The sequence below is a fragment of the Haemophilus parainfluenzae genome (genome assembly GCF_014931375.1).
In the GTDB taxonomy this organism is placed as follows: Bacteria; Pseudomonadota; Gammaproteobacteria; order Enterobacterales; family Pasteurellaceae; genus Haemophilus_D.
Genome location: NZ_CP063117.1, coordinates 720,993 through 741,405, shown reverse-complemented (window position 1 = coordinate 741,405; position 20,413 = coordinate 720,993). Strand labels below are relative to the sequence as shown.

The 20,413-nt window shown below is 39.9% G+C and carries 20 protein-coding genes and 2 pseudogenes; 11 read left to right on the top strand and 11 right to left on the bottom strand.

Translation table 11 applies throughout. The features are described 5' to 3' along the window. The first annotated feature begins 78 nt into the window (after positions 1 to 78). Together yihA and INP95_RS03575 are read left to right on the top strand one after the other, a co-directional pair. Positions 79 to 693: a ribosome biogenesis GTP-binding protein YihA/YsxC gene (gene yihA / locus INP95_RS03580; protein ID WP_049385069.1), complete on the top strand. Its 615-nt coding sequence runs from the start codon at positions 79 to 81 to the stop codon at positions 691 to 693. Positions 694 to 822: 129 nt separating this feature from the next. Continuing rightward, the gene (locus INP95_RS03575; RefSeq protein ID WP_197560914.1) at positions 823 to 2,352 is read left to right on the top strand and encodes a YifB family Mg chelatase-like AAA ATPase; all 1,530 of its coding nucleotides are present in this window, start codon (positions 823 to 825) and stop codon (positions 2,350 to 2,352) included. 39 nt (positions 2,353 to 2,391) lie between these two features. On the opposite strand, the gene nfuA is transcribed toward INP95_RS03575, so the two are convergent. The 7 genes from nfuA to INP95_RS03540 all read right to left on the bottom strand — a co-directional run bounded on the left by nfuA (position 2,392) and on the right by INP95_RS03540 (position 7,454). Further along, positions 2,392 to 2,976: a Fe-S biogenesis protein NfuA gene (nfuA, locus tag INP95_RS03570; protein ID WP_005694707.1), complete on the bottom strand. Its 585-nt coding sequence runs from the start codon at positions 2,974 to 2,976 to the stop codon at positions 2,392 to 2,394. Between the two features lie 115 nt (positions 2,977 to 3,091). Next, a complete protein-coding gene (locus tag INP95_RS03565; protein ID WP_070592520.1) occupies positions 3,092 to 3,781 on the bottom strand; it encodes a ComF family protein in 690 nt (229 codons plus the stop codon). A gap of 19 nt (positions 3,782 to 3,800) precedes the next feature. After that, complete coding sequence (pilQ, locus tag INP95_RS03560; protein ID WP_049385074.1) at positions 3,801 to 5,183, bottom strand: type IV pilus secretin PilQ; 1,383 nt, start codon at positions 5,181 to 5,183, stop codon at positions 3,801 to 3,803. Position 5,184: 1 nt separating this feature from the next. Further along, positions 5,185 to 5,568: a pilus assembly protein PilP gene (locus INP95_RS03555; protein WP_049385075.1), complete on the bottom strand. Its 384-nt coding sequence runs from the start codon at positions 5,566 to 5,568 to the stop codon at positions 5,185 to 5,187. Next, complete coding sequence (locus INP95_RS03550; protein ID WP_070592526.1) at positions 5,568 to 6,110, bottom strand: competence protein ComC; 543 nt, start codon at positions 6,108 to 6,110, stop codon at positions 5,568 to 5,570. The genes INP95_RS03555 and INP95_RS03550 overlap by 1 nt, the downstream gene beginning before the upstream one ends. Next, positions 6,107 to 6,619: a PilN domain-containing protein gene (locus INP95_RS03545; RefSeq protein ID WP_070592528.1), complete on the bottom strand. Its 513-nt coding sequence runs from the start codon at positions 6,617 to 6,619 to the stop codon at positions 6,107 to 6,109. The genes INP95_RS03550 and INP95_RS03545 overlap by 4 nt, the downstream gene beginning before the upstream one ends. Beyond that, complete coding sequence (locus INP95_RS03540; RefSeq protein WP_070776022.1) at positions 6,606 to 7,454, bottom strand: pilus assembly protein PilM; 849 nt, start codon at positions 7,452 to 7,454, stop codon at positions 6,606 to 6,608. Before INP95_RS03540 ends, INP95_RS03545 begins: the two co-directional genes overlap by 14 nt. Positions 7,455 to 7,553: 99 nt before the next feature. On the opposite strand from INP95_RS03540, the pseudogene INP95_RS03535 reads away from it, so the two are divergent. From INP95_RS03535 to INP95_RS03530, 3 genes and pseudogenes are all read left to right on the top strand, one after another. Further along, positions 7,554 to 9,405: pseudogene (locus INP95_RS03535) on the top strand (penicillin-binding protein 1A); the annotation flags it as partial. A 68-nt stretch (positions 9,406 to 9,473) separates the two neighbouring features. Continuing rightward, positions 9,474 to 10,166, top strand: a pseudogene (locus INP95_RS09935) (penicillin-binding protein 1A); the annotation flags it as partial. Positions 10,167 to 10,232: 66 nt separating this feature from the next. Then, positions 10,233 to 11,078: a 23S rRNA (adenine(2030)-N(6))-methyltransferase RlmJ gene (locus tag INP95_RS03530; RefSeq protein WP_197560912.1), complete on the top strand. Its 846-nt coding sequence runs from the start codon at positions 10,233 to 10,235 to the stop codon at positions 11,076 to 11,078. Positions 11,079 to 11,113: 35 nt separating this feature from the next. On the opposite strand, the gene psiE is transcribed toward INP95_RS03530, so the two are convergent. The 4 genes from psiE to rpsU all read right to left on the bottom strand — a co-directional run bounded on the left by psiE (position 11,114) and on the right by rpsU (position 15,764). Further along, positions 11,114 to 11,530 carry a phosphate-starvation-inducible protein PsiE gene (gene psiE, locus INP95_RS03525; RefSeq protein WP_049365746.1) on the bottom strand — a complete coding sequence of 139 codons (417 nt, stop codon included), beginning with the start codon at positions 11,528 to 11,530 and terminating at the stop codon, positions 11,114 to 11,116. Between the two features lie 130 nt (positions 11,531 to 11,660). Continuing rightward, entirely contained in the window at positions 11,661 to 13,556 is a 1,896-nt protein-coding gene (gene rpoD, locus INP95_RS03520; protein WP_049385084.1) for an RNA polymerase sigma factor RpoD, read from the bottom strand. A 69-nt stretch (positions 13,557 to 13,625) separates the two neighbouring features. Next, positions 13,626 to 15,410 carry a DNA primase gene (dnaG, locus tag INP95_RS03515; RefSeq protein WP_049385085.1) on the bottom strand — a complete coding sequence of 595 codons (1,785 nt, stop codon included), beginning with the start codon at positions 15,408 to 15,410 and terminating at the stop codon, positions 13,626 to 13,628. 138 nt (positions 15,411 to 15,548) lie between these two features. Continuing rightward, complete coding sequence (gene rpsU, locus INP95_RS03510) at positions 15,549 to 15,764, bottom strand: 30S ribosomal protein S21 (RefSeq protein WP_005694732.1); 216 nt, start codon at positions 15,762 to 15,764, stop codon at positions 15,549 to 15,551. A 218-nt stretch (positions 15,765 to 15,982) separates the two neighbouring features. Between rpsU and tsaD the strand changes: the two genes are divergently transcribed. The 6 genes from tsaD to INP95_RS03480 all read left to right on the top strand — a co-directional run bounded on the left by tsaD (position 15,983) and on the right by INP95_RS03480 (position 20,379). Then, complete coding sequence (gene tsaD, locus INP95_RS03505) at positions 15,983 to 17,011, top strand: tRNA (adenosine(37)-N6)-threonylcarbamoyltransferase complex transferase subunit TsaD (protein WP_049371367.1); 1,029 nt, start codon at positions 15,983 to 15,985, stop codon at positions 17,009 to 17,011. Between the two features lie 9 nt (positions 17,012 to 17,020). After that, positions 17,021 to 17,257 (top strand): hypothetical protein, encoded by a 237-nt coding sequence (locus INP95_RS03500; protein ID WP_049385087.1) that lies wholly within the window; start codon positions 17,021 to 17,023, stop codon positions 17,255 to 17,257. Further along, positions 17,257 to 17,838, top strand: a complete 582-nt coding sequence (locus tag INP95_RS03495) for a thymidine kinase (RefSeq protein ID WP_197560911.1) — start codon at positions 17,257 to 17,259, stop codon at positions 17,836 to 17,838. The genes INP95_RS03500 and INP95_RS03495 overlap by 1 nt, the downstream gene beginning before the upstream one ends. A gap of 35 nt (positions 17,839 to 17,873) precedes the next feature. Further along, positions 17,874 to 19,094: an aromatic amino acid transport family protein gene (locus tag INP95_RS03490; RefSeq protein ID WP_197560910.1), complete on the top strand. Its 1,221-nt coding sequence runs from the start codon at positions 17,874 to 17,876 to the stop codon at positions 19,092 to 19,094. A 277-nt stretch (positions 19,095 to 19,371) separates the two neighbouring features. Then, a complete protein-coding gene (locus INP95_RS03485) occupies positions 19,372 to 19,758 on the top strand; it encodes a YgiW/YdeI family stress tolerance OB fold protein (RefSeq protein ID WP_197560909.1) in 387 nt (128 codons plus the stop codon). A 57-nt stretch (positions 19,759 to 19,815) separates the two neighbouring features. Further along, the gene (locus tag INP95_RS03480; RefSeq protein WP_197560908.1) at positions 19,816 to 20,379 is read left to right on the top strand and encodes a hypothetical protein; all 564 of its coding nucleotides are present in this window, start codon (positions 19,816 to 19,818) and stop codon (positions 20,377 to 20,379) included. The last annotated feature ends 34 nt before the right edge of the window (positions 20,380 to 20,413 follow it).

Here is a 20,413-nt window from a genome sequence, read left to right as displayed (position 1 = left end):
GCAAAGCTCGCATTCTCTCATAATTTCAGCAATTTTTCTATTTGTGATATGCTAGGGCAATTGATGAAAGGAACTATTATGTCTGAAATTAAACTGAATTATCATAAAACGCATTTTCTTACTAGCGCCCCCAATATTCGTTCCATTCCAGAGGATACTGGAATTGAAATTGCTTTTGCTGGGCGTTCAAATGCAGGAAAATCGACTGCACTTAATGCATTAACCAATCAGAAAAGCTTAGCTCGAACCTCTAAAACACCTGGTCGTACACAGCTCATCAATCTTTTTGAGGTGGAGCCGAATTGTAAACTAGTGGATTTACCTGGCTATGGCTATGCTGCCGTTCCTGAAAAAATGAAAATCGAGTGGCAAAAATCCCTCGGAGAATATTTGCAAAAACGCGAATGTTTAGGCGGACTTGTTGTTTTAATGGATATTCGCCATCCGTTAAAAGATCTCGATCAACAAATGATCGAATGGGCAGTTTCTGCTGATTTACCGGTTATGTTACTTTTAACTAAAGCGGATAAACTCAGTCAAAGTGCGCGTAGTAAACAAGTTAAAATGGTACGTGAAGCGATTTTACCCTTCCAAGGTGATATTCAAGTCGAGGCTTTTTCTGCACAAAATAAAATTGGTATTGATAAATTAGCGGGCAAATTAGATAGTTGGTTTGCGCCACTTTTCGTGTAGTTTTTTATCAAGAAAAAATGATTTCTGCGATCTCGATCGCAAAAAAGGCACAGAATGTATGATTTCATTCTGTGCTTTTTTTATAGTGCAAAAATCTGATTATTTTTGACCGCACTTTAAGGAATCTGAATGTCTCTTGCCATTGTTTATAGCCGTGCATCAATGGGGGTACAAGCCCCTCTTGTTACCATTGAGGTACACTTAAGTAACGGAAAGCCTGGATTTACCTTAGTTGGTCTACCCGAAAAAACCGTAAAAGAAGCGCAAGATCGTGTCAGAAGTGCATTAATGAATGCGCAGTTCAAATATCCTGCCAAACGCATCACCGTAAATCTTGCACCGGCTGATTTACCCAAAGAAGGAGGGAGATTTGATTTACCTATTGCAATCGGTATTTTAGCTGCATCAGATCAATTAGACGGTAGCCGTTTAAAACAATTTGAATTCGTTGGCGAGCTCGCCTTGACGGGGGAATTACGTGGCGTACACGGTGTCATTCCTGCCATTTTAGCGGCACAAAAAGCCAAACGTGCCCCCATTATCACTTATCAAAATGCCAATGAGGCGTCGCTTGTCTCAGAGCAAGAGACTTATTTCGCTAAAAATCTGCTAGAAGTCGTGCAATTCTTAAATAATCAAGAAAAATTACCTTTGGCTTCATTACTTGCACAAGAAAGTGCGGTCGGATTTTCAGCTAAAAATCACTTGGATTTGACCGATATTATTGGTCAGCAACATGCTAAACGAGCTCTAACGATAGCGGCAGCTGGTCAGCACAACCTACTCTTTTTAGGGCCACCTGGGACGGGTAAAACCATGTTGGCAAGTCGCCTCACGGCATTGCTCCCTGAAATGACGGATTTAGAAGCCATTGAAACCGCTTCGGTTACGAGTTTAGTACAAAATGAATTAAATTTTCATAACTGGAAACAACGACCATTCCGAGCACCACATCATAGTGCCTCATTACCAGCCTTAGTGGGTGGAGGAACCATTCCCAAACCAGGCGAAATATCGCTTGCACACAATGGTGTACTTTTCCTTGATGAACTACCTGAATTTGAGCGTAAAGTACTGGACGCTCTACGACAACCCTTAGAAAGTGGAGAAATTATTATTTCTCGTGCCAATGCGAAAATCCAATTCCCTGCTCGCTTTCAATTAGTTGCGGCGATGAACCCAAGTCCAACGGGGCATTATACCGGAACACATAACCGCACCTCACCGCAGCAAGTGATGCGTTATTTAAATCGCCTTTCAGGGCCGTTTTTAGATCGTTTTGATTTATCTATTGAAGTCCCTCTTCTGCCACAAGGTAGCTTACAAAATGCGGGAGATAGAGGTGAGACAAGCCAACAAGTGCGAGAAAAAGTGTTAAAAGTGAGAGAAATTCAACTTGCTCGAGCCGGTAAAATAAATGCGTATCTTTTAAGCAAAGAAATTGAACGAGACTGTAAATTACAAGATAAAGATGCATTATTTCTGGAGAATGCTTTAAATAAACTCGGGCTTTCTGTTAGAGCCTACCATCGGATTTTAAAAGTCTCACGCACAATTGCCGATTTAAATGGCGAAAAAGAAATACAACAACCTCATTTAGCAGAAGCGCTAGGATATCGAGCGATGGATCGGTTGTTACAGAAATTATCTGCTGCTTAAAAAATAAAAGGGCGAATAATTCGCCCTTTTTTATCTCTATTAATAATAAGAATGTTCACCACGTTGGTGTTCTGTGACGTCTCTTGCACCTTTTAATTCATTCGGGAAGAGCGAAACTAACTGTTTCTCTACCCCGTCTTTTAAGGTGACATCAACCATTGAACAACCGTTACAGCCACCACCGAATTGTAGAACCGCATAACCATCATCGGTAATTTCAATTAATGTGATTTTACCGCCATGGCTGGCTAATTGTGGATTAATTTGTGTTTGGATCACGTACTCTACGCGCTCAATTAAAGGCGCATCATCTGCAACTTTACGCATTTTAGCGTTAGGTGCTTTTAAAGTCAGTTGAGCGCCAAGCTCTTCGGTTACATAATCAATTTCCGCATCTTCTAAAAACGGTAAACTGATTTCATCTACAAACGCTGAAAAAGTATCGTATTTCATTTCGGTATCAGTCGCTTCAACTGAATTTGGCGGGCAATAAGAAACGCCACATTCTGCCCCAGGCGTACCAGGATTCACGACAAAAATACGAATATTTGTACCTTCTTCTTGTGTATCTAAAAGTTTCCGAAAATGTGCTTGTGCAGCATCTGAAATAAAAATTTGTTCCATAAATAAAGTCCTAATACTTGATGCAATATATCAAGAATGATACTCCTATACGGCAATTTTTTCTACATTTATTCCTATTTTTATAGATATAGGTAAATCCTATCCTTAACAGATTTTAGGCTCGAGCTAAGCCCCATACTTGAATTTCTTTTACACCTAATTTTCGAAGCTGTTTAGCTATTTCTGCTAATGTTGAACCGGTTGTAATCACATCATCCACCAACGCAACACGTTCATAAGGAAAAGGCTTTTGGGTATTCACTGTAAAAGCATTTTTAAGGTTTTGTCGTCGATCTTTCGCCGTTAAACCTCGCTGAGTATGGGTATGTTTAATCCGTTTCACCACATGATGACAGTTAGGCACATCACACCAGCGACTTAACCAATTAGCCAATAAATCAGCTTGGTTATAGCCCCGTTGCCATTGTCGAAAATGATATAACGGTACGGGAATAATCGCCTGTGGCAGCGAGAGCCCATGTGTTCGTCTCGCCTGTCGCACCGCAAGATAAAGCAAACGCGATAAACTGCGATCTAACCAAAACTGTTTTTGGAATTTAAAACGATGAATAAGTGAAGAAAGTGGTTCAAGGTAATGCCCAATGATCACAATGCGATCCCAAGCAGGTTCATTTTTCAAACAATGTCCACAGCCCATTGCATAATGCTGCAAGGGTGAACCACATCGACCACAATAAGGGAAAGTTTTAATTTGCTTCTGACATCGACTACACAACCCGTTTCGACCAAGATGAATAGATCGCTTGCAATACACACAGCTAAACTGAAAAAAATGGGAAAACATAAAAGAAATTGACCGCACTTTATTTTTTCGCTTTTTCAACTTGCTTAAAATGCTTTTCTTTCTTAGCCATTTCCATTCTTTCACCTTGTTTCAAAATATGAGGTGTCACAAAAATCACAAGCTCTCGTTTTTGATGACGTTCACTTTCCTTACTAAATAAGCGCTTAATACCAGGAATATCGCCCAATAATGGCACTTTATCGACACCTTTCGTGATGGTATCGTGGAATACACCACCCAATACAATTGTTTCCCCATCTTTGGCAAAAACTTGTGTATTGATTTCTTGTTTATCAATGGATACGACTTCATTTTGCCCGTAAGCCACGCGATTTCCTGGGGAATTTTGACTCACTAATAAATCCAATAAAATATTATTATCCTTCGAAATATGCGGTGTCACTTCTAATCCCAACACCGCTTCTCGAAATTCTACTGATTGAGTGTCATTTTTCCCATTTGTCACCACATAAGGAATTTCTGTCCCTTGTTTGATGCTTGCGCTTTTCTTATTGGTCGTGAGTAAGCGAGGGCTTGCAATAATTTCTACGTTATTTTCACGTTCAAGTGCGGTCAATTCTAAATCTAACAATCGACCATTAATTTTGGCTACTTGAAGAGCTAATGAGCCAGCTGGCGTGACCGTTGTCGCAAAATTCACATTTAAATTATTACTGATATTGCTAAACCCATTCGCATCTAAACTGCCACCCACTCGATGGGCTGCCTCAGTAGGATTAAAAATGCCCCAACGCACACCTAATTCTTTTAGGCTTTCATCAGTAATCGTCACAATACGTGCCTCAATCACGATTTGCTCAATGGGTTTATCCAACTCTGCGATTAACTTTTTGATATTTTTGACAGAACGTGCATCATCCTGAATCAGTAATACATTGCTTCGGTCATCAAATGTAATCGTGCCGCTAGGTGAAAGCAAAGAACCACTACCAGTTGTTAAAGATTTCATCACATCAGAGGCCTTGGCAAAATGCAGTTTAACCGTTGTACTCACAAGTGGTGTTTCACTAGGCAAACTTTCTCCGCTAATCGCCATCGGTTCTGTCATTTTCTCTGCATATTGTTCATGTTGAGAAGGTTTACCCAAATAATAAATACCATTTTCTTGATAAAAAGAGAGACCTTTGATTTTTGCGACAGAACGCAATAATCGATCAAAATCTACGTTATCTAATTGTAATGAAAGTGTTCCTTCTAGCTCATCATCAATCATTAAATTAGCGTTTTGCTCAATAGCCAGTTGTTGGAGTGTCGCCACCATTGGCGCCTGTTTTAAGCGAAGTGAAAATACGCGATTTTCAGCCGCAGAGTAAGTTGTCCATAGGATCAAAAAACACATTAAAAACTGACTGCACTTTGTTTTTATTTTCTGCTTTATCATTTTAAAATCTCATGATGATTGATGTCGTTTGTTCACATTGTCCTGCTTTATAACCTTGAAGCGTCAAGCTGTTTTTACTCACTTTTTCGATTAAATAGCCTTCCTTTCCAATTCTCTGCCCGACTTGAACCAACAAAATATGCCCATCATCATTAAATAACACTTCTGCCTGTTTACCGTATTGCAAGACACCTACAATATGTAGCTGAGCCAATGGGCGTTCCTCCGCCAGTCTCGGCTCCGAATATACGCAAGCCGACACTGGCGGTAGGGTGAGCCCCTCTTTTGGATATTCGGTTTGTTCTCTTTGTTTACGATCAAAAGGATCTTGCGAAAATGACGATACAGAAAAAAACGCTATCAAGATTAAGAAGAGCTTTTTCATTATTTATCCTTATTTAATTGGAAAATTAACTCACATGTAATAGAAGCATTTTCCTCTTCATCTAATTTTTCAATGTTTAATTGCGTTAACGAAAGTGTAGGAACATCGCTTAAAAGTGCGATCAAAAATTGCTGTAAATCGACAAAATAGCCTTGTAACGACAAATGGAACAAAGTATGTTGAGAAAAATCCCAACGCAAATCCAACGCTCGAAGTCGCCCATTTAACAACGCCTGCACATGCTGATTTATCGGCAACACAGAATTAGCCAATTCTGGAGAAAGTTGTCGGCTGTCTGACTTTTGTCTTAAGGTTTGTAAAATCTTTTCCTGTTTCTCCCACTCTTGTTGTTGCAAACTCAATTCTGCGTCAAGTCGATGTCGTTCATTACTGTTTTCAACGTAACGAAAAACAGGTAAAAAGATGACCGCACTTAATGCACTCAACCAAAAGGCAGCATGGACCATTTGAGGTAATCGAAGCCATCGCCCAAACCAACTTTGCGCACTTTTTTGAACGATCTCGTTGATAAGGTTTCTCATTGCACAAGCTCCGATAAATGAATATCAAATTGAAAGAACAACTGCTGTTGCACTGGTTGAAACTTAGTTAAGTTAACCTCTGTAAAATGGCGTTTGAGAAATTGATGTATCTCTTCAAACTCTTGTTGGCTTTCTGTCATGCCTGAAAGGACAACTTGCTTAGCATTGAGCGTAAATTCATCTAACTCACCTTGTTGTAATGGCAACTCAGTTAATAAATTAAGCATTCGATACACATATTCCGTCTCCATTTCTGTCAGCTCATTCAGTTCTTTTAAGTTACTTTGTAGTTGCTGAACTTGAATGCGTTTCTGATGGACTTGATGAGTAATTTGTGTCAGTTTTTCTTTTGTCTGGCTTAGGGCTTGCCCTTGTTGTTCATTGAGTTGGTTCAATCCAACAACAATCAAAACTAAACAAGCTAGCCAAATTAAACCTTGCCACATAAAACGACGAAAGGCCTTTTGATGTTGTTCTAAGCGCCAAGGCAATAGATTAAGGCTTAACATCACCACTCTCCCGATTACTTGGAGTCAAAAGTGCGGTCGTTTTTGAGGATAAATCCACGAGCTTTAAATCGGTTTGCCAGAGTGCATTGCCTAAAGCGATGAAAGGTAAATCTGTTTCGATTCGTGGCCAATCCTGAGGCAGTAATTCGATTGTGCGTGAATTTAATATATCGGGCGTTTGATACACATAAATCTGTTCTATTGTTTCAGGAAAACGCTGGATAAATTGTTGATAAAGCTCAGATAAATCACTTTGAGATTGTAAGACTTGTCGTTGTTGTAAGCGTTCACAAACGGCGAGACAACCTTGTTGATCTTGATATAAAAACAAGGCGTTCGTCGGCTCTTGCCCTAAAATGGCATAAAATGCACGCAAAATGCTGTGATTCAGTAAATCAAGTGCGGTCAATTTTAGCGGCAAATATTTTGCTAATTCTGCATTGGCACTTTCTTTTCGAATAGCCGTGATATCCAAACGAAAACCTTGTTTTAATGGCGTGGTCAGATAATCAAACCATAATTCATCCAACGGAATCGGTAATTCTTTTTGCAAAATGAAACGACATTGTTGTTCACACTCCTGAGCATTGAGTGTTTGCGGTAAAATAAGCGTTTTAGACCAAGTTAAATGGGGGGAAATGGCGCCGATAAAACAACATTGGTTCGTTTTTTGTGGTAAATGAGGCAATAACTGGGAAAAAATGTCCTTTTGTTGTCCATTCAAGCAAATAGATTGAACTTTGTGGAATTCATCTAGCCAAACAAAATAGAGGTTATCTTGTTGTTTACTCACACCAATTTGTTGTTTTCGCTGCTTTCTATGAGCAATTCCCATATTCTTTCCTATTCTTTAAGGGATTAATCTTTTATACTTAGCAGCCAAGATCATAATTTTGATTTTTTGAATATTCATTAAACCAGAGAGAATTTTACGATGCGGATCGCAAAATTAATATTAAGTACCCTATTTACGATATGTATACTGGGATTAGTTGCCGGTGGAGTGTTTTATTTTCACTTAAAATCCTCCTTACCGTCGGTAGAAAGCTTAAAAACCGTTGAATTGCAGCAACCAATGCAAATCTATACGGCTGATGGCAAATTAATCGGTGAAGTGGGTGAACAACGCCGTATTCCGGTGAAATTAGAAAATGTGCCTCAACGTTTGCAAGATGCTTTCTTAGCAACGGAAGATAGTCGTTTTTATGACCATCATGGTTTAGACCCAATTGGTATTGCCCGTGCAATTTATGTTGCAGTCAGTAATGGTGGAGCCTCTCAAGGTGCAAGTACCATTACACAACAGCTTGCGCGTAACTTCTTCTTAACCCCAGAAAAAAAACTTATTCGTAAAGTACGTGAAGCGGTATTAGCGGTTGAAATTGAAAATACCTTGAGCAAACAGGAAATTTTAGAGCTTTATTTGAATAAAATTTTCTTAGGCTATCGTTCTTATGGTGTCGCAGCCGCTGCACAAACCTACTTTGGTAAAAACTTAGATGAATTAACGCTCTCTGAAATGGCTGTGATTGCGGGCTTGCCAAAAGCACCTTCAACAATGAACCCATTATATTCACCAAAACGTGCGGAAGAACGCCGTAATGTGGTATTAGGTCGTATGTTGGATGAAAACAAAATCACCAAAGCAGAATATGATGCAGCCATCAAAGAGCCAATCGTCGCGAGTTATCACGGTGCAAAATTTGAATTCCGTGCAGACTATGTGACTGAAATGGTTCGTCAAGAAATGGTAAAACGTTTTGGTGAAGAAGATGCTTACACCAAAGGTTATAAAGTCTTCACGACAGTACTTTCAAAAGATCAAGCGGAAGCTCAAAAAGCCGTACGTAATAACTTGATCGATTATGATATGCGTCATGGCTGGCGTGGCGGTGCACCACTTTGGAAAAAAGATGAAGCCCCATGGGATAATGAACGCATTGTCGCTTTCTTGAAAAAATTACCTGATTCAGAACCATTCATTCCGGCAGCGGTAACTGCATTGGGTAAAAATGGCGCGGAATTACTTTTAGCTAATAATGAAACAATGACGCTTTCTTCAAATGCAATGCGTTGGGCTGGTAAATCACCCGTTAAAGTGGGCGAACAGATTTGGATTCGTAAACGTGATAACGGTGAGTGGGTGTTAGGCCAAATTCCAGCAGCTAACTCTGCATTAGTTTCATTAAACTCAGATAATGGTGCAATTGAGGCCATGGTGGGTGGTTTTAGTTACGAACAAAGTAAATTTAACCGTGCAACCCAATCTTTAGTGCAAGTAGGTTCTTCGATTAAACCATTTATTTATGCTGCGGCATTAGAAAAAGGTTTAACCCTTTCAAGCGTATTGCAAGATAGTCCTATCTCCATTCAAAAACCAGGACAACCTTTGTGGCAACCGAAAAACTCACCTGATCGTTATGACGGTCCAATGCGTTTACGTGTGGGTTTAGGCCAATCTAAAAACATGATTGCGATCAGAGCGTTACAAACTGCGGGTGTTGATTTCACCGCTGAATTCTTACAACGATTTGGATTCAAGCGTGACCAATATTTTGCGAGTGAAGCGCTTGCATTAGGTGCGGCTTCTTTCACTCCACTTGAAATGGCACGTGCTTACGCGGTCTTTGATAATGGTGGTTTCTTGATTGATCCTTACCTCATCGAAAAAATTCAAGATAACACGGGTAAAGATTTATTTATTGCTAACCCGAAAATTGCTTGTATCACTTGTAATGACATTCCTGTGATTTATGGTGAAACCAAAGACAAAATCGACGGTTTTAAAGATGTTGCAGAAGTGGCTAATCCTGACAATCTAAAATCTGCTAAAGGTAATAGCAACACCGATACAGATGAAGGTGATCAGCAACCTGAGAATGTACCTGACTTACCAGAGCTTCAAACATCAGCATTAAATGACGGTTCTGTTGATTTAATGGCGGATGCGAAAGACGGTGCGGCAAAACAAGAGTACGCACCTCGTGTGATTAGTGGTGAATTAGCCTTCTTAATTCGTAGTGCATTAAATACGGCGATTTATGGTGAGCAAGGACTTAGTTGGAAAGGTACCAGCTGGCGTATTGCTCAAAGCATTAAGCGTAGTGACATCGGCGGTAAAACCGGTACCACGAATAGTGCGAAAGTTGCTTGGTATGCGGGCTTTGGTGCTAACTTAGTGACAACGACCTATGTCGGTTTCGATGATAACAAACGCGTATTAGGTAAAGGTGAAGCGGGTGCGAAAACCGCAATGCCTGCTTGGGTCGCTTATATGAAAGCGGCACTTTCTGATGTACCAGAACGTCAACTCACACTTCCACCAAACATCATGGAAAAAACCATTGATAGTAACTCTGGTTTACTTTCTGAAGGTGGTGGTCGCAAAGAATACTTTATCGTCGGTACTGAGCCTAAACGTACTTACATTGCGGAAATGCAAGAGCGTGGTTATTATGTTCCACCAGAGTTACAACAACGTCTAAACGGTGGAACAGGTAAAACTAAAGATGCCATTCCAGCAACGCAACCAGAAGAATTATTCTAACCCTGATTTAAATACTAAAAGTGCGGTTAATTTTGACCGCACTTTTTTACGTCAAAAGGACAAACCATGTTAAGTTATCGTCACAGCTTCCATGCCGGCAACCATGCCGATGTGCTAAAACACATTGTGTTAATGCTAATTTTGGAAAATCTTTCGCTGAAAGAAAAAGGTTTTTACTATCTCGATACCCATTCTGGGGTCGGACGCTATCGTTTAAGTTCTACCGAATCAGAAAAAACCGGCGAATACAAAGAGGGAATTGGGAGACTTTGGGAAAAAAAGGATTTACCCGAAGAAGTTGCACGCTACGTAGATCTTATTAAAAAGCTCAATTATGGTGGTAAAGAATTACGTTATTACTCAGGCTCTCCAATGATTGCCGCCCAACTATTACGTCCTCAAGATCGTGCATTACTGACAGAATTACATCCTAGCGATTTTCCATTATTACGCAATAACTTTAAAGAGTTTAAGAATATCACCACAAAATCAGAAAATGGTTTCCAACAACTCAAAGCGACACTTCCACCAAAAGAACGCCGCGGTTTAGTGCTTATTGATCCACCTTATGAATTAAAAGAGGATTATGATTTGGTGGTGAAAGCGATCGAAGAAGGTTATAAACGCTTTGCAACAGGCACTTATGCGATTTGGTATCCAGTGGTTCTACGCCAACAAACAAAACGCATTTTTAAAGGATTAGAGGCAACGGGAATTCGTAAAATTCTGAAAATTGAATTGGCTGTTCGCCCTGATAGCGATCAACGTGGTATGACCGCAAGTGGAATGGTAGTGATTAATCCACCTTGGCAATTAGAACAACAAATGAAGTCTATTTTGCCTTATTTGACCCAAACGCTCGTCCCTGAAGGTACGGGAAGTTGGACAGTGGAATGGATTATACCGGAATAATCCATTCCAAAACCGCGGTCAAAATGACCGCACTTTTAAATTTTAATTTTATTGGAATACAACACTAAACAAAGTGCAATAACCATAATTAAAATCGCGCCTGCGAATAAGATAGTATCAACTGAGCTCTCATGATTCACAATAATCAGGCGCAACATGGCGGTAATCCCCGCGTAAATAAAATAACGCAAAGGAAAGTGATAACCACTTTTAAAATATTGCACGATTAGGCCAATAAAACCGAAATATAAGAAAAACATCACGGCTTGTTCAGCAACATCATAAGGCACTACGCTTGATGTATTGAACACCATAATTGCTAAGGTATAGGTAATTTTAGCTAAAGCAATAATCAACACTAAAGCCAAAGCAATAAGTGAAAAACTTAATATCACTTTTAATACACTAGTTACTACTCTAGGCAGCTTTTCTAGTTCTTGAGATTCTTCCATAAAGTTCCTTGTTTTTTTAAATGATGAAAGCGCGTATTTTAAGGGAATGTGTTTTTTTGGTAAATAGTAAAATGTAATCAAATAAAAAGGGCAGATATTTCTGCCCTTTATTTTTTACATGAATGAATAATTACTCATCTAAGAAACTTCTTAAGGTTTCTGAACGACTTGGATGACGTAATTTACGCAATGCTTTCGCTTCAATCTGACGAATACGCTCACGGGTTACATCAAATTGTTTACCCACTTCTTCAAGCGTGTGGTCGGTGTTCATATCAATACCAAAACGCATACGTAATACTTTTGCTTCACGAGGGGTTAATCCTTCTAGCACTTCATGAGTTGCCACTTTCAAGCTTTGCGCAGTTGCAGAATCTAATGGCAATTCAAGAGTTGAATCCTCGATGAAGTCACCTAAATGTGAATCATCGTCATCACCGATTGGGGTTTCCATTGAAATTGGCTCTTTCGCAATTTTAAGCACTTTACGAATTTTATCTTCTGGCATTCCCATACGCTCAGCAAGCTCTTCCGGCGTCGCTTCACGTCCCATTTCTTGTAACATTTGACGAGAAATACGATTTAATTTGTTAATCGTTTCAATCATATGAACCGGAATACGAATTGTACGTGCTTGGTCTGCAATGGAACGCGTAATTGCCTGACGAATCCACCAGGTTGCATAGGTTGAGAATTTATAACCACGACGGTATTCAAATTTATCTACCGCTTTCATCAAACCAATATTCCCTTCTTGAATTAAATCCAAGAATTGTAAACCTCGGTTTGTATATTTTTTCGCAATAGAAATGACCAAACGTAAGTTGGCTTCAACCATTTCTTTTTTCGCACGGCGAGCTTTTTGTTCACCACGAGATACCGCATCACAAATCTCACGCATTTGTTGAATGGTTAGATTGGTATTTTGCTCAATATTCGCTAAGTTATCTAAAGATAAACGGATACGTTCTTCATATTTTGGTAAACGTTTTGCCCAAGCTTTCGTTGATTTTAATGCTTTTGCTACCCATGCATCACTGCTGCCATTAGCAACAATGAGTGCCTCAAATTCATCTTTCGGCATACCCGCGATATCAACTAATACTTTTTGTAGTTGACGCTCTTCTGCACGTACACGTTTCATCATATTCTTCATTGATAAAACAAGTACATCAAATTGTTTTGGCACTAAACGGAATTGTTTAAAAATATCTGCGAGTAGAGCAATTTGATCTTTTGCGCGTTTACCACTACGTCCGTGTTTTGCAATAGTTGCTAATGTTTTAGTGTGTTGCTCTCTTAATGCCGCAAATCTTTCACGCGCTACTTCAGGATCGATGCTGTTATCAGAATCGCTCTCATCAGAACTTGAGCTGCTATTGCTTTCATCTTCCTCATCGCTCTCATCATCAACTTCTGCAGCTGCAGCGGCTTCAACACTTTCCTCTTCGTCAGCAAAATTCTCATCAATATTTGCTGCTTCCTCTGCGGCAATATTTGGATCCACAAAGCCGGTAATTAAATCAGCTAAACGATAATTACCCGCTTCAACTTGATCATAATTATTTAATAGCTCTGTTAACGCTTCTGGATATGCTGCAATGGCGGTTTGAACTTCATCAATCCCTTCTTCAATACGTTTTGCAATGCTGATCTCATCTTCACGGGTAAGAAGATCAACCGTTCCCATTTCACGCATATACATACGCACAGGATCGGTTGTACGACCGATTTCAGATTCCACATTGGATAAAATCTGCGTTGCTTCTTCCACAGCATCTTCATCCGGAATCGTGTCATTCAACATCATTTCATCACTTTCCGGTGCTTCATCAAGAACCGGAATACCCGCATCATGCTGTAAAGTTTGCAACAACTTATCGTAATATTCTGGATCGATCAAATCTTCTGGAAGCAAGTCATTGATCTCCGCATAAGTTAAATAACCTTGCGTACGACCTAATTCCATAAGCTGTTCAATTTGTTCTGAATATTGATCGGCGGTAGATTGTTGATTTTGTTCCATTTTTATTCCCGTTTTGCGTTATTTTTGGAAGATAAAATCCCTTGTTTTGAACAGGAGATTTTACCATTGTTATGACGGATTAACTAACTGTTTTTTCTGCTCTTCTTTTCCCTTGAGCAAATTCACTAAAATTGCTCGTTCTTGATCAGTTAAGCCTTCCGCCCTTTCTTTGGCGATAAGCATCTCAATATCACGTTCAATCGCTTGAATATTCAATCGACGATAGTTTTGAGAGAATGCATTAATGATTTCTAAATCATCTAATAGATGATCCCAAGAGGCTAATATTTCAAGGGGCTTGCTGAATTCTGTATCACGAAAATACTCTAAGATTTGCCCTGTTGTAATGCCTTCTCGTTCTCGACAAAGTGCGGTCAATTTTTCGAGTAATTCGTAACCCGCCTCATGCTTTAAGGCTTGTAAACCCACATCAGAAATACGATTCACTAATTGTGAATTCTGTAATAACAGCGAAATCACCATGCGCATTGGTGTTTTCTTAATGGTTTTTTGTGGCGTTTTAGGTTTGGGTTCAGCCTTATCTATTTGATTTGGTATTAAGCTTTCAAGCTGTGATTGATCAAAGATCCCAAGCTTTTGCGCCAACATATTCCGCAATGAAAGACGCAGCATATCACCAGGGATTTGACGAATTAAAGGCGCCGCGAGTGCCACTAATTTGCCTCGTCCTTCTTGCGTCGAGAAATCTACTTGTGGACTTAAATGCGCGAATAAGAATTCTGTGAGAGACTGAGCTTGATCAATATATTCTTCAAACTTTTCTTTACCATATTGACGAATATAAGTATCCGGATCTTCTCCATCTGGCAGGAAAATAAACTTAATTTGTCGTCCATCCTCCAGATAAGGCAAGGCGTTTTCAAGTGCACGCCAAGCAGCATCACGCCCTGCTCTATCGCCATCGTAGCAGCAAATGACTTGCTCTGTTGAACGGAACAATAATTGAATTTGTTCCGAGGTCGTCGATGTACCAAGAGAAGCCACTGCATAATTCACACCAAATTGCGCTAATGCCACCACGTCCATGTAGCCTTCAACCACCAGTAATTTTTCTGGCTCATCATTGATTTGTAAGGCTTCATACAAGCCATAAAGTTCATTACCTTTATGGTATGTAATGGTTTCGGGGGAGTTCAAATACTTGGGTTTTTCATCCGTTAAAACACGTCCACCAAAGGCGACCGTACGACCACGTTTATCTCGAATCGGAAACATGATGCGATTACGGAATTTATCGTACACATTTCCACGATCGTTGCGAGAAAGCATACCTAAATCAAACAGCTTTTTCTGTTCTTCTCGATTTTTGCCGAATTGACGTAACACCGTATCCATCGCATTGGGTACATAACCAATTTGAAAACGAGCAATAATTTCTGGCGATAAACCACGTTGCTGAAGATAGCTTTGAGCCGGAATATTTAGTGGGAGTTGCGCTTGATAAAACGACGCAATCTCTTGCATCAAATCGTATAAATTACGTTTTGTCTGATAACTCACATCCGGTTTATTGCCGAATTGATTTGGGCGTTTTTCATAAGGCACTTCAATTCCTGCCGAAGCAGCAAGTTCTTCAACGGCTTCAACAAATTCTAATTTGTCATAATCCATTAAAAATGAAATCGCATTGCCTTTCGCACCACAACCAAAGCAATAATAGAATTGTTTTTTTTCACTTACTGTGAAGGAGGGTGTTTTTTCGTGATGAAACGGACAGCAAGCTTGATAATCTCGTCCCGCTTTTTTGAGTTTCACGCGTGCATTAATCACATCGACAATATTCGATTTTGTGAGCAGATCATCAATAAACTGGCGTGGAATAGAGCCTTTCATTGCCTTGCCTCCTTGAATACGATGCGAAAGTGCGGTTGATTTTGCGTGACTTTTTTTTCGATGAGTTTAAAGCAACAAAACCGTGATACCCAAAAGGTTTCACGGTTTGTCTTAACTCGAGTTAGAAAATACTACAAATTAGTATAAACGGGTATTGCGCGCGTTTTCGCGAGCGTTACGTTTAGCGTGACGTTTAGCAAGTGTTGCTTTTTCACGTTTACGGATTGTAGTTGGTTTTTCATAGAATTCACGAGCGCGAACTTCTGCTAAAATACCAGCTTTTTCGCAAGAGCGTTTGAAACGACGTAAAGCTACGTCGAATGATTCGTTTTCACGTACTTTAATTACAGGCATAAGCCAATCACCTCAATGAGTTTAATTTAATTGCAATTTTAAATTTTTATTACTGCCGAATGAACGGCAAATTCAATAAAGGACGCAATTCTAATCGATCTTCCCTGCAAAAGCAAAGGAAAGATCGCCTATTTGCTGAAAATTTGGCGTTTGAACTGGTTTAAGCGGGCTAAACAAGGTAAAATCTTTGCCAATTTTTTTAATAAAATGAGAATAAAATGCGTATTTTAGGAATCGAAACCTCCTGTGATGAAACAGGTGTCGCGATTTATGATGAAGATAAGGGCTTAATTGCCAATCAGCTCTACACGCAAATTGCCTTGCATGCGGATTACGGCGGAGTGGTGCCAGAGCTGGCTTCCCGCGATCACATTCGCAAAACGGCGCCATTAATTAAAGCCGCATTAGAAGAAGCCAATTTAACCGCTGATCAAATTGATGGCATCGCTTATACAAGCGGTCCGGGTTTAGTGGGGGCATTATTAGTGGGCGCAACGATCGCGCGTTCACTGGCTTATGCCTGGAATGTGCCCGCTATTGGCGTACATCACATGGAAGGTCATCTACTTGCTCCAATGCTTGATGAAAACCGACCTCACTTTCCGTTTATTGCTCTCTTAGTTTCAGGTGGACACACACAGTTAGTGCGCGTTGATGGCGTAGGGAAATATGAAGTCATTGGCGAATCCATTGATGATGCGGCAGGCGAGGCCTTTGATAAAACTGCGAAATTATTAGGGTTAGATTATCCTGGCGGTGCAGCACTTTCACGTTTAGCCGAAAAAGGATCAAAAGATCGCTTTGTGTTCCCTCGCCCAATGACGGATCGCCCTGGCCTTGATTTTAGCTTTTCAGGTTTAAAAACTTCAGCGGCAAACACCATTAATCAGGCGATCAAACAAGAAGGTGAATTAACCGAACAAACCAAAGCTGATATTGCCTTTGCCTTCCAAGATTCCGTCGTGGATACACTCGCCATTAAATGTAAACGTGCCTTAAAAGAAACCGGCTATAAGCGTTTAGTCATTGCTGGCGGCGTGAGTGCAAACAAAAAATTACGTGAAACCCTTGGCACTATGATGAAAAATCTTGGCGGTGAAGTGTTTTATCCTCAACCTCAATTTTGTACCGATAACGGCGCCATGATTGCCTATACGGGCTTTTTACGTTTAAAACAAGGTCAGCACAGCGATCTCGCCATTGATGTCAAACCTCGTTGGGCAATGGCCGAACTCCCTGCAATTTAAGGAAAAAATATGGAAAATATGATTAAAGTAAGAGCCATGCGTGCAGCCGGTATCGCTTGTTTTTTGATGCTCGCGATTATTGGTGCATGGATTTTTACCACGCCAAGCAGTGATATTGTTGACGCTCTTGCTGAAGCAGGAAAAATGGTAGGAGGCGGTGCCACTTACGGGACCTTTATGTTAGCTGCCTGTCCACCTGTTGCAGGATTCATCGCCTATTATTTCTGGAAATGGGTGATTAAATAATGGCAAAACTCTATTTTTACTACTCGACGATGAATGCGGGCAAATCAACTACTTTACTGCAGTCTTCCTATAACTATCGTGAACGCAATATGAACACCATGGTTTATACGGCAGCGATTGATGACCGCTTTGGTGTCGGCAAAGTCACATCGCGTATTGGTATTCACGAAGAGGCGAATTTATTTACATCGACAACGGACCTCTTTACTGAAGTGAGTCAACGTTTACAACAAGAAGAAATTCATTGTGTTTTGGTTGATGAAGCTCAGTTTTTAACGAAACAACAAGTGTATCAATTAAGTGATGTTGTGGATAAACTGAAAATTCCAGTGCTTTGCTATGGCTTGCGTACCGACTTCCAAGCAGAGCTATTTGAAGGCAGTAAGTATTTACTTGCTTGGGCAGATCAACTAGAAGAATTAAAAACAATCTGTTATTGTGGGCGTAAAGCCAATTTCGTTTTACGTTTAAATGAACAAGGTGAAGTCATTAAGGAAGGGGAACAAATCCAAATCGGTGGAAATGACTCTTATCTTTCGGTTTGCCGCTATCATTACAAAGAAAAGTGCGGTCAGCTTTAACCTCATTTTTCAATTTATACTCGGAGGACAATTTTATGCTAAAGAACAAAACATTCGGCAGTGCCTTAATCATTGCAGGCACGACCATCGGAGCCGGGATGCTCGCGATGCCATTAACCTCTGCCGGAATTGGTTTTGGTTACACCGTTTTATTATTAGTCGGCTTATGGGCACTTTTGGTTTACAGCGGTTTGCTTTTTGTTGAAGTGTATCAAACTGCCGATCGCTTGAATGATGGTGTGGCGACTCTCGCTGAGAAATACTTCGGCATCACTGGGCGTGTCTTAGCGACTTTTAGCTTGCTCATTTTACTTTATGCCCTTTCTGCGGCCTACATCACCGGTGGCGGTTCATTATTATCAGGTTTACCTACCGCTTTTGGCTTTGAAAGTTTTTCCTCCGAACTTTCAATTATTTTATTTACTGTCGTACTCGGTGCCTTTGTGGTTGTAGGTACAAGAGGCGTTGATGGTGCCACTCGCATTCTGTTCATCGGTAAATTAATTGCCTTTGCTTTCGTGTTATTCATGATGTTACCCAAAGTGTCTGTCGATAACCTGATGGCCTTACCTTTAAATTATGCTTTCGTGATCTCTGCAGCGCCAATTTTCTTTACCTCCTTTGGCTTCCACATCATCATGGGCAGCGTAAACAGCTATTTAGATGGTAGTGTTACCCAATTCCGTAAAGCGATTTTAATTGGTACAGCAATTCCACTCGTCGCTTATTTAGTGTGGCAATTAGCGACTCACGGCGTATTAAGTCAAAATGAATTCGTGCAAGTGTTACAAGCGGATCCAACCCTTAACGGCTTGGTCAATGCAACACGTCAAATCACGAACTCCCACATCATGGGCGAAATCGTTCGTGTGTTCTCTGCACTTGCATTAATCACTTCTTTCCTAGGTGTGATGCTCGGGGTATTTGAAGGTTTAGGCGATTTATTTAAACGTTACAAATTGCCACACAACCGTTTGACACTGACTGTTGCCGCCTTCACTCCACCGCTTGCGTTTGCCTTGTATTATCCTGAAGGTTTTATTGCCGCATTAAGCTATGCAGGCTTACTCTGTGCGTTCTACTGCTTGATTTTACCTATCGGACTAGCATGGAAAACACGTCAATCGAATCCAAATCTGCCTTATCGTGTAATCGGTGGCAGTGTGACTTTAGTGATTGCATTAATTATTGGTGTAGCGATTATGATCGTGCCATTCTTAATTCAAGCGGGTTACCTACCGGCTGTGGCAGGCTAAAGTGCGGTAGATTTTCAAGGCATTTTTCTTATAAAAAGTAGGGCTTAAACGCCCTATTTTTTTATTTTCAAAAAGTTTTCATTTTTTTTACCTCTCTTAATCTTTCCTTAAGATTCTCTTGTTTAAATACACTCATTGAAAGGCAAACAACCCAATCGATAAATAAATCTGAAAAATGTTAATCACTTAAGAAAAGATTAAGATTTGAATGATTTAATACATCTGAAAGCAAAACTTTCAACTTACTTTATGATTATCTTATTTAGGAGAACAAACTATGAAAAAATTACTTACTGTTGCAGCTATCGCATTATCTTCTGTTGCCGTATATAACACCGCAATGGCGCAAGGATTTAATGATGGCAAGAATCAAGTCACTCAACAAGGTTTTGTAGATGAAAGCGTCATTGTGAAAACCGTCGCTGATGCATTAAATGCCAATGATAACACTCCAGTTCGTTTAGACGGACAAATTGTAAAACAAATTGGTAAAAAGGATTTCTTATTTAAAGATGCAAGTGGAAAAGAAATCCAAATTGAAGTCAGCAAAAAAGCATGGAATGGTCAAACGATAGCACCTCAAGATAACATTCAAATTATCGGTAAAGTCGATAAAGAATGGAATAAAACAGATATTGATGTGAAACAAATCATCAAAAAATAAGTAACAAAATGACCGCACTTTTCTTAAGTGCGGTTAAAAATCCCAAAGGAGAAGAAAATGGAAAACGTACAAACAATGTCAGATCTTATGCAGCAAATTCAAGAACGAATTGATTCACTAAAAGCCTCTGCTATGCAACAACAAACAAAAATAAAACAGTCATTAAATGAATGTATTGAGCAAAGTGAAGCCATTCAAAATCAATTAGTTCAAAGCCAACAGCAATTAACGTCACAATTGGAATACGGCACGGCAGTATTAATTGAACTGGAACAAGGGTTACAGCTAGATTTCAGTACAGAAATCGCCGAATTTGAACAGTTGTGTCAAAATGAAACCGCCGATACGACAGAATTAACGCAACGATTGGAACAGAATGTACAAGAAAAAATCACGTTCCAATTAAACGAATTAAAAGCCAAAACAGGTGTAGCCTTACAAGAGATTGGCCAGGTGACACTCCATATTAAGCAGCTATTTGGGGCAGAAAAAAGTGCTAAAGTGAAAGGATTGGCAAAATTAAAACAACGTTTATATAAACGTTTTGGTAAACAAATTATTGCCTCCAAAGAATGCTTGGCGACACAACTGGAACGCGGAGCCAGTAAATTAAGAGCTTAAAATGTCCGCTATTGTTTATTAAGAAGAAAAGTTA

Excerpts from the sequence above, each read along its gene's own strand:
- yihA (WP_049385069.1), top strand. The coding sequence starts at position 79 with ATGTCTGAAATTAAACTGAATTATCATAAAACGCATTTTCTTACTAGC.
- INP95_RS03575 (WP_197560914.1), top strand. The coding sequence starts at position 823 with ATGTCTCTTGCCATTGTTTATAGCCGTGCATCAATGGGGGTACAAGCC.
- nfuA (WP_005694707.1), bottom strand. The coding sequence starts at position 2,976 with ATGGAACAAATTTTTATTTCAGATGCTGCACAAGCACATTTTCGGAAA.
- INP95_RS03565 (WP_070592520.1), bottom strand. The coding sequence starts at position 3,781 with ATGTTTTCCCATTTTTTTCAGTTTAGCTGTGTGTATTGCAAGCGATCT.
- pilQ (WP_049385074.1), bottom strand. The coding sequence starts at position 5,183 with ATGATAAAGCAGAAAATAAAAACAAAGTGCAGTCAGTTTTTAATGTGT.
- INP95_RS03555 (WP_049385075.1), bottom strand. The coding sequence starts at position 5,568 with ATGAAAAAGCTCTTCTTAATCTTGATAGCGTTTTTTTCTGTATCGTCA.
- INP95_RS03550 (WP_070592526.1), bottom strand. The coding sequence starts at position 6,110 with ATGAGAAACCTTATCAACGAGATCGTTCAAAAAAGTGCGCAAAGTTGG.
- INP95_RS03545 (WP_070592528.1), bottom strand. The coding sequence starts at position 6,619 with ATGTTAAGCCTTAATCTATTGCCTTGGCGCTTAGAACAACATCAAAAG.
- INP95_RS03540 (WP_070776022.1), bottom strand. The coding sequence starts at position 7,454 with ATGGGAATTGCTCATAGAAAGCAGCGAAAACAACAAATTGGTGTGAGT.
- INP95_RS03530 (WP_197560912.1), top strand. The coding sequence starts at position 10,233 with ATGTTAAGTTATCGTCACAGCTTCCATGCCGGCAACCATGCCGATGTG.
- psiE (WP_049365746.1), bottom strand. The coding sequence starts at position 11,530 with ATGGAAGAATCTCAAGAACTAGAAAAGCTGCCTAGAGTAGTAACTAGT.
- rpoD (WP_049385084.1), bottom strand. The coding sequence starts at position 13,556 with ATGGAACAAAATCAACAATCTACCGCCGATCAATATTCAGAACAAATT.
- dnaG (WP_049385085.1), bottom strand. The coding sequence starts at position 15,410 with ATGAAAGGCTCTATTCCACGCCAGTTTATTGATGATCTGCTCACAAAA.
- rpsU (WP_005694732.1), bottom strand. The coding sequence starts at position 15,764 with ATGCCTGTAATTAAAGTACGTGAAAACGAATCATTCGACGTAGCTTTA.
- tsaD (WP_049371367.1), top strand. The coding sequence starts at position 15,983 with ATGCGTATTTTAGGAATCGAAACCTCCTGTGATGAAACAGGTGTCGCG.
- INP95_RS03500 (WP_049385087.1), top strand. The coding sequence starts at position 17,021 with ATGGAAAATATGATTAAAGTAAGAGCCATGCGTGCAGCCGGTATCGCT.
- INP95_RS03495 (WP_197560911.1), top strand. The coding sequence starts at position 17,257 with ATGGCAAAACTCTATTTTTACTACTCGACGATGAATGCGGGCAAATCA.
- INP95_RS03490 (WP_197560910.1), top strand. The coding sequence starts at position 17,874 with ATGCTAAAGAACAAAACATTCGGCAGTGCCTTAATCATTGCAGGCACG.
- INP95_RS03485 (WP_197560909.1), top strand. The coding sequence starts at position 19,372 with ATGAAAAAATTACTTACTGTTGCAGCTATCGCATTATCTTCTGTTGCC.
- INP95_RS03480 (WP_197560908.1), top strand. The coding sequence starts at position 19,816 with ATGGAAAACGTACAAACAATGTCAGATCTTATGCAGCAAATTCAAGAA.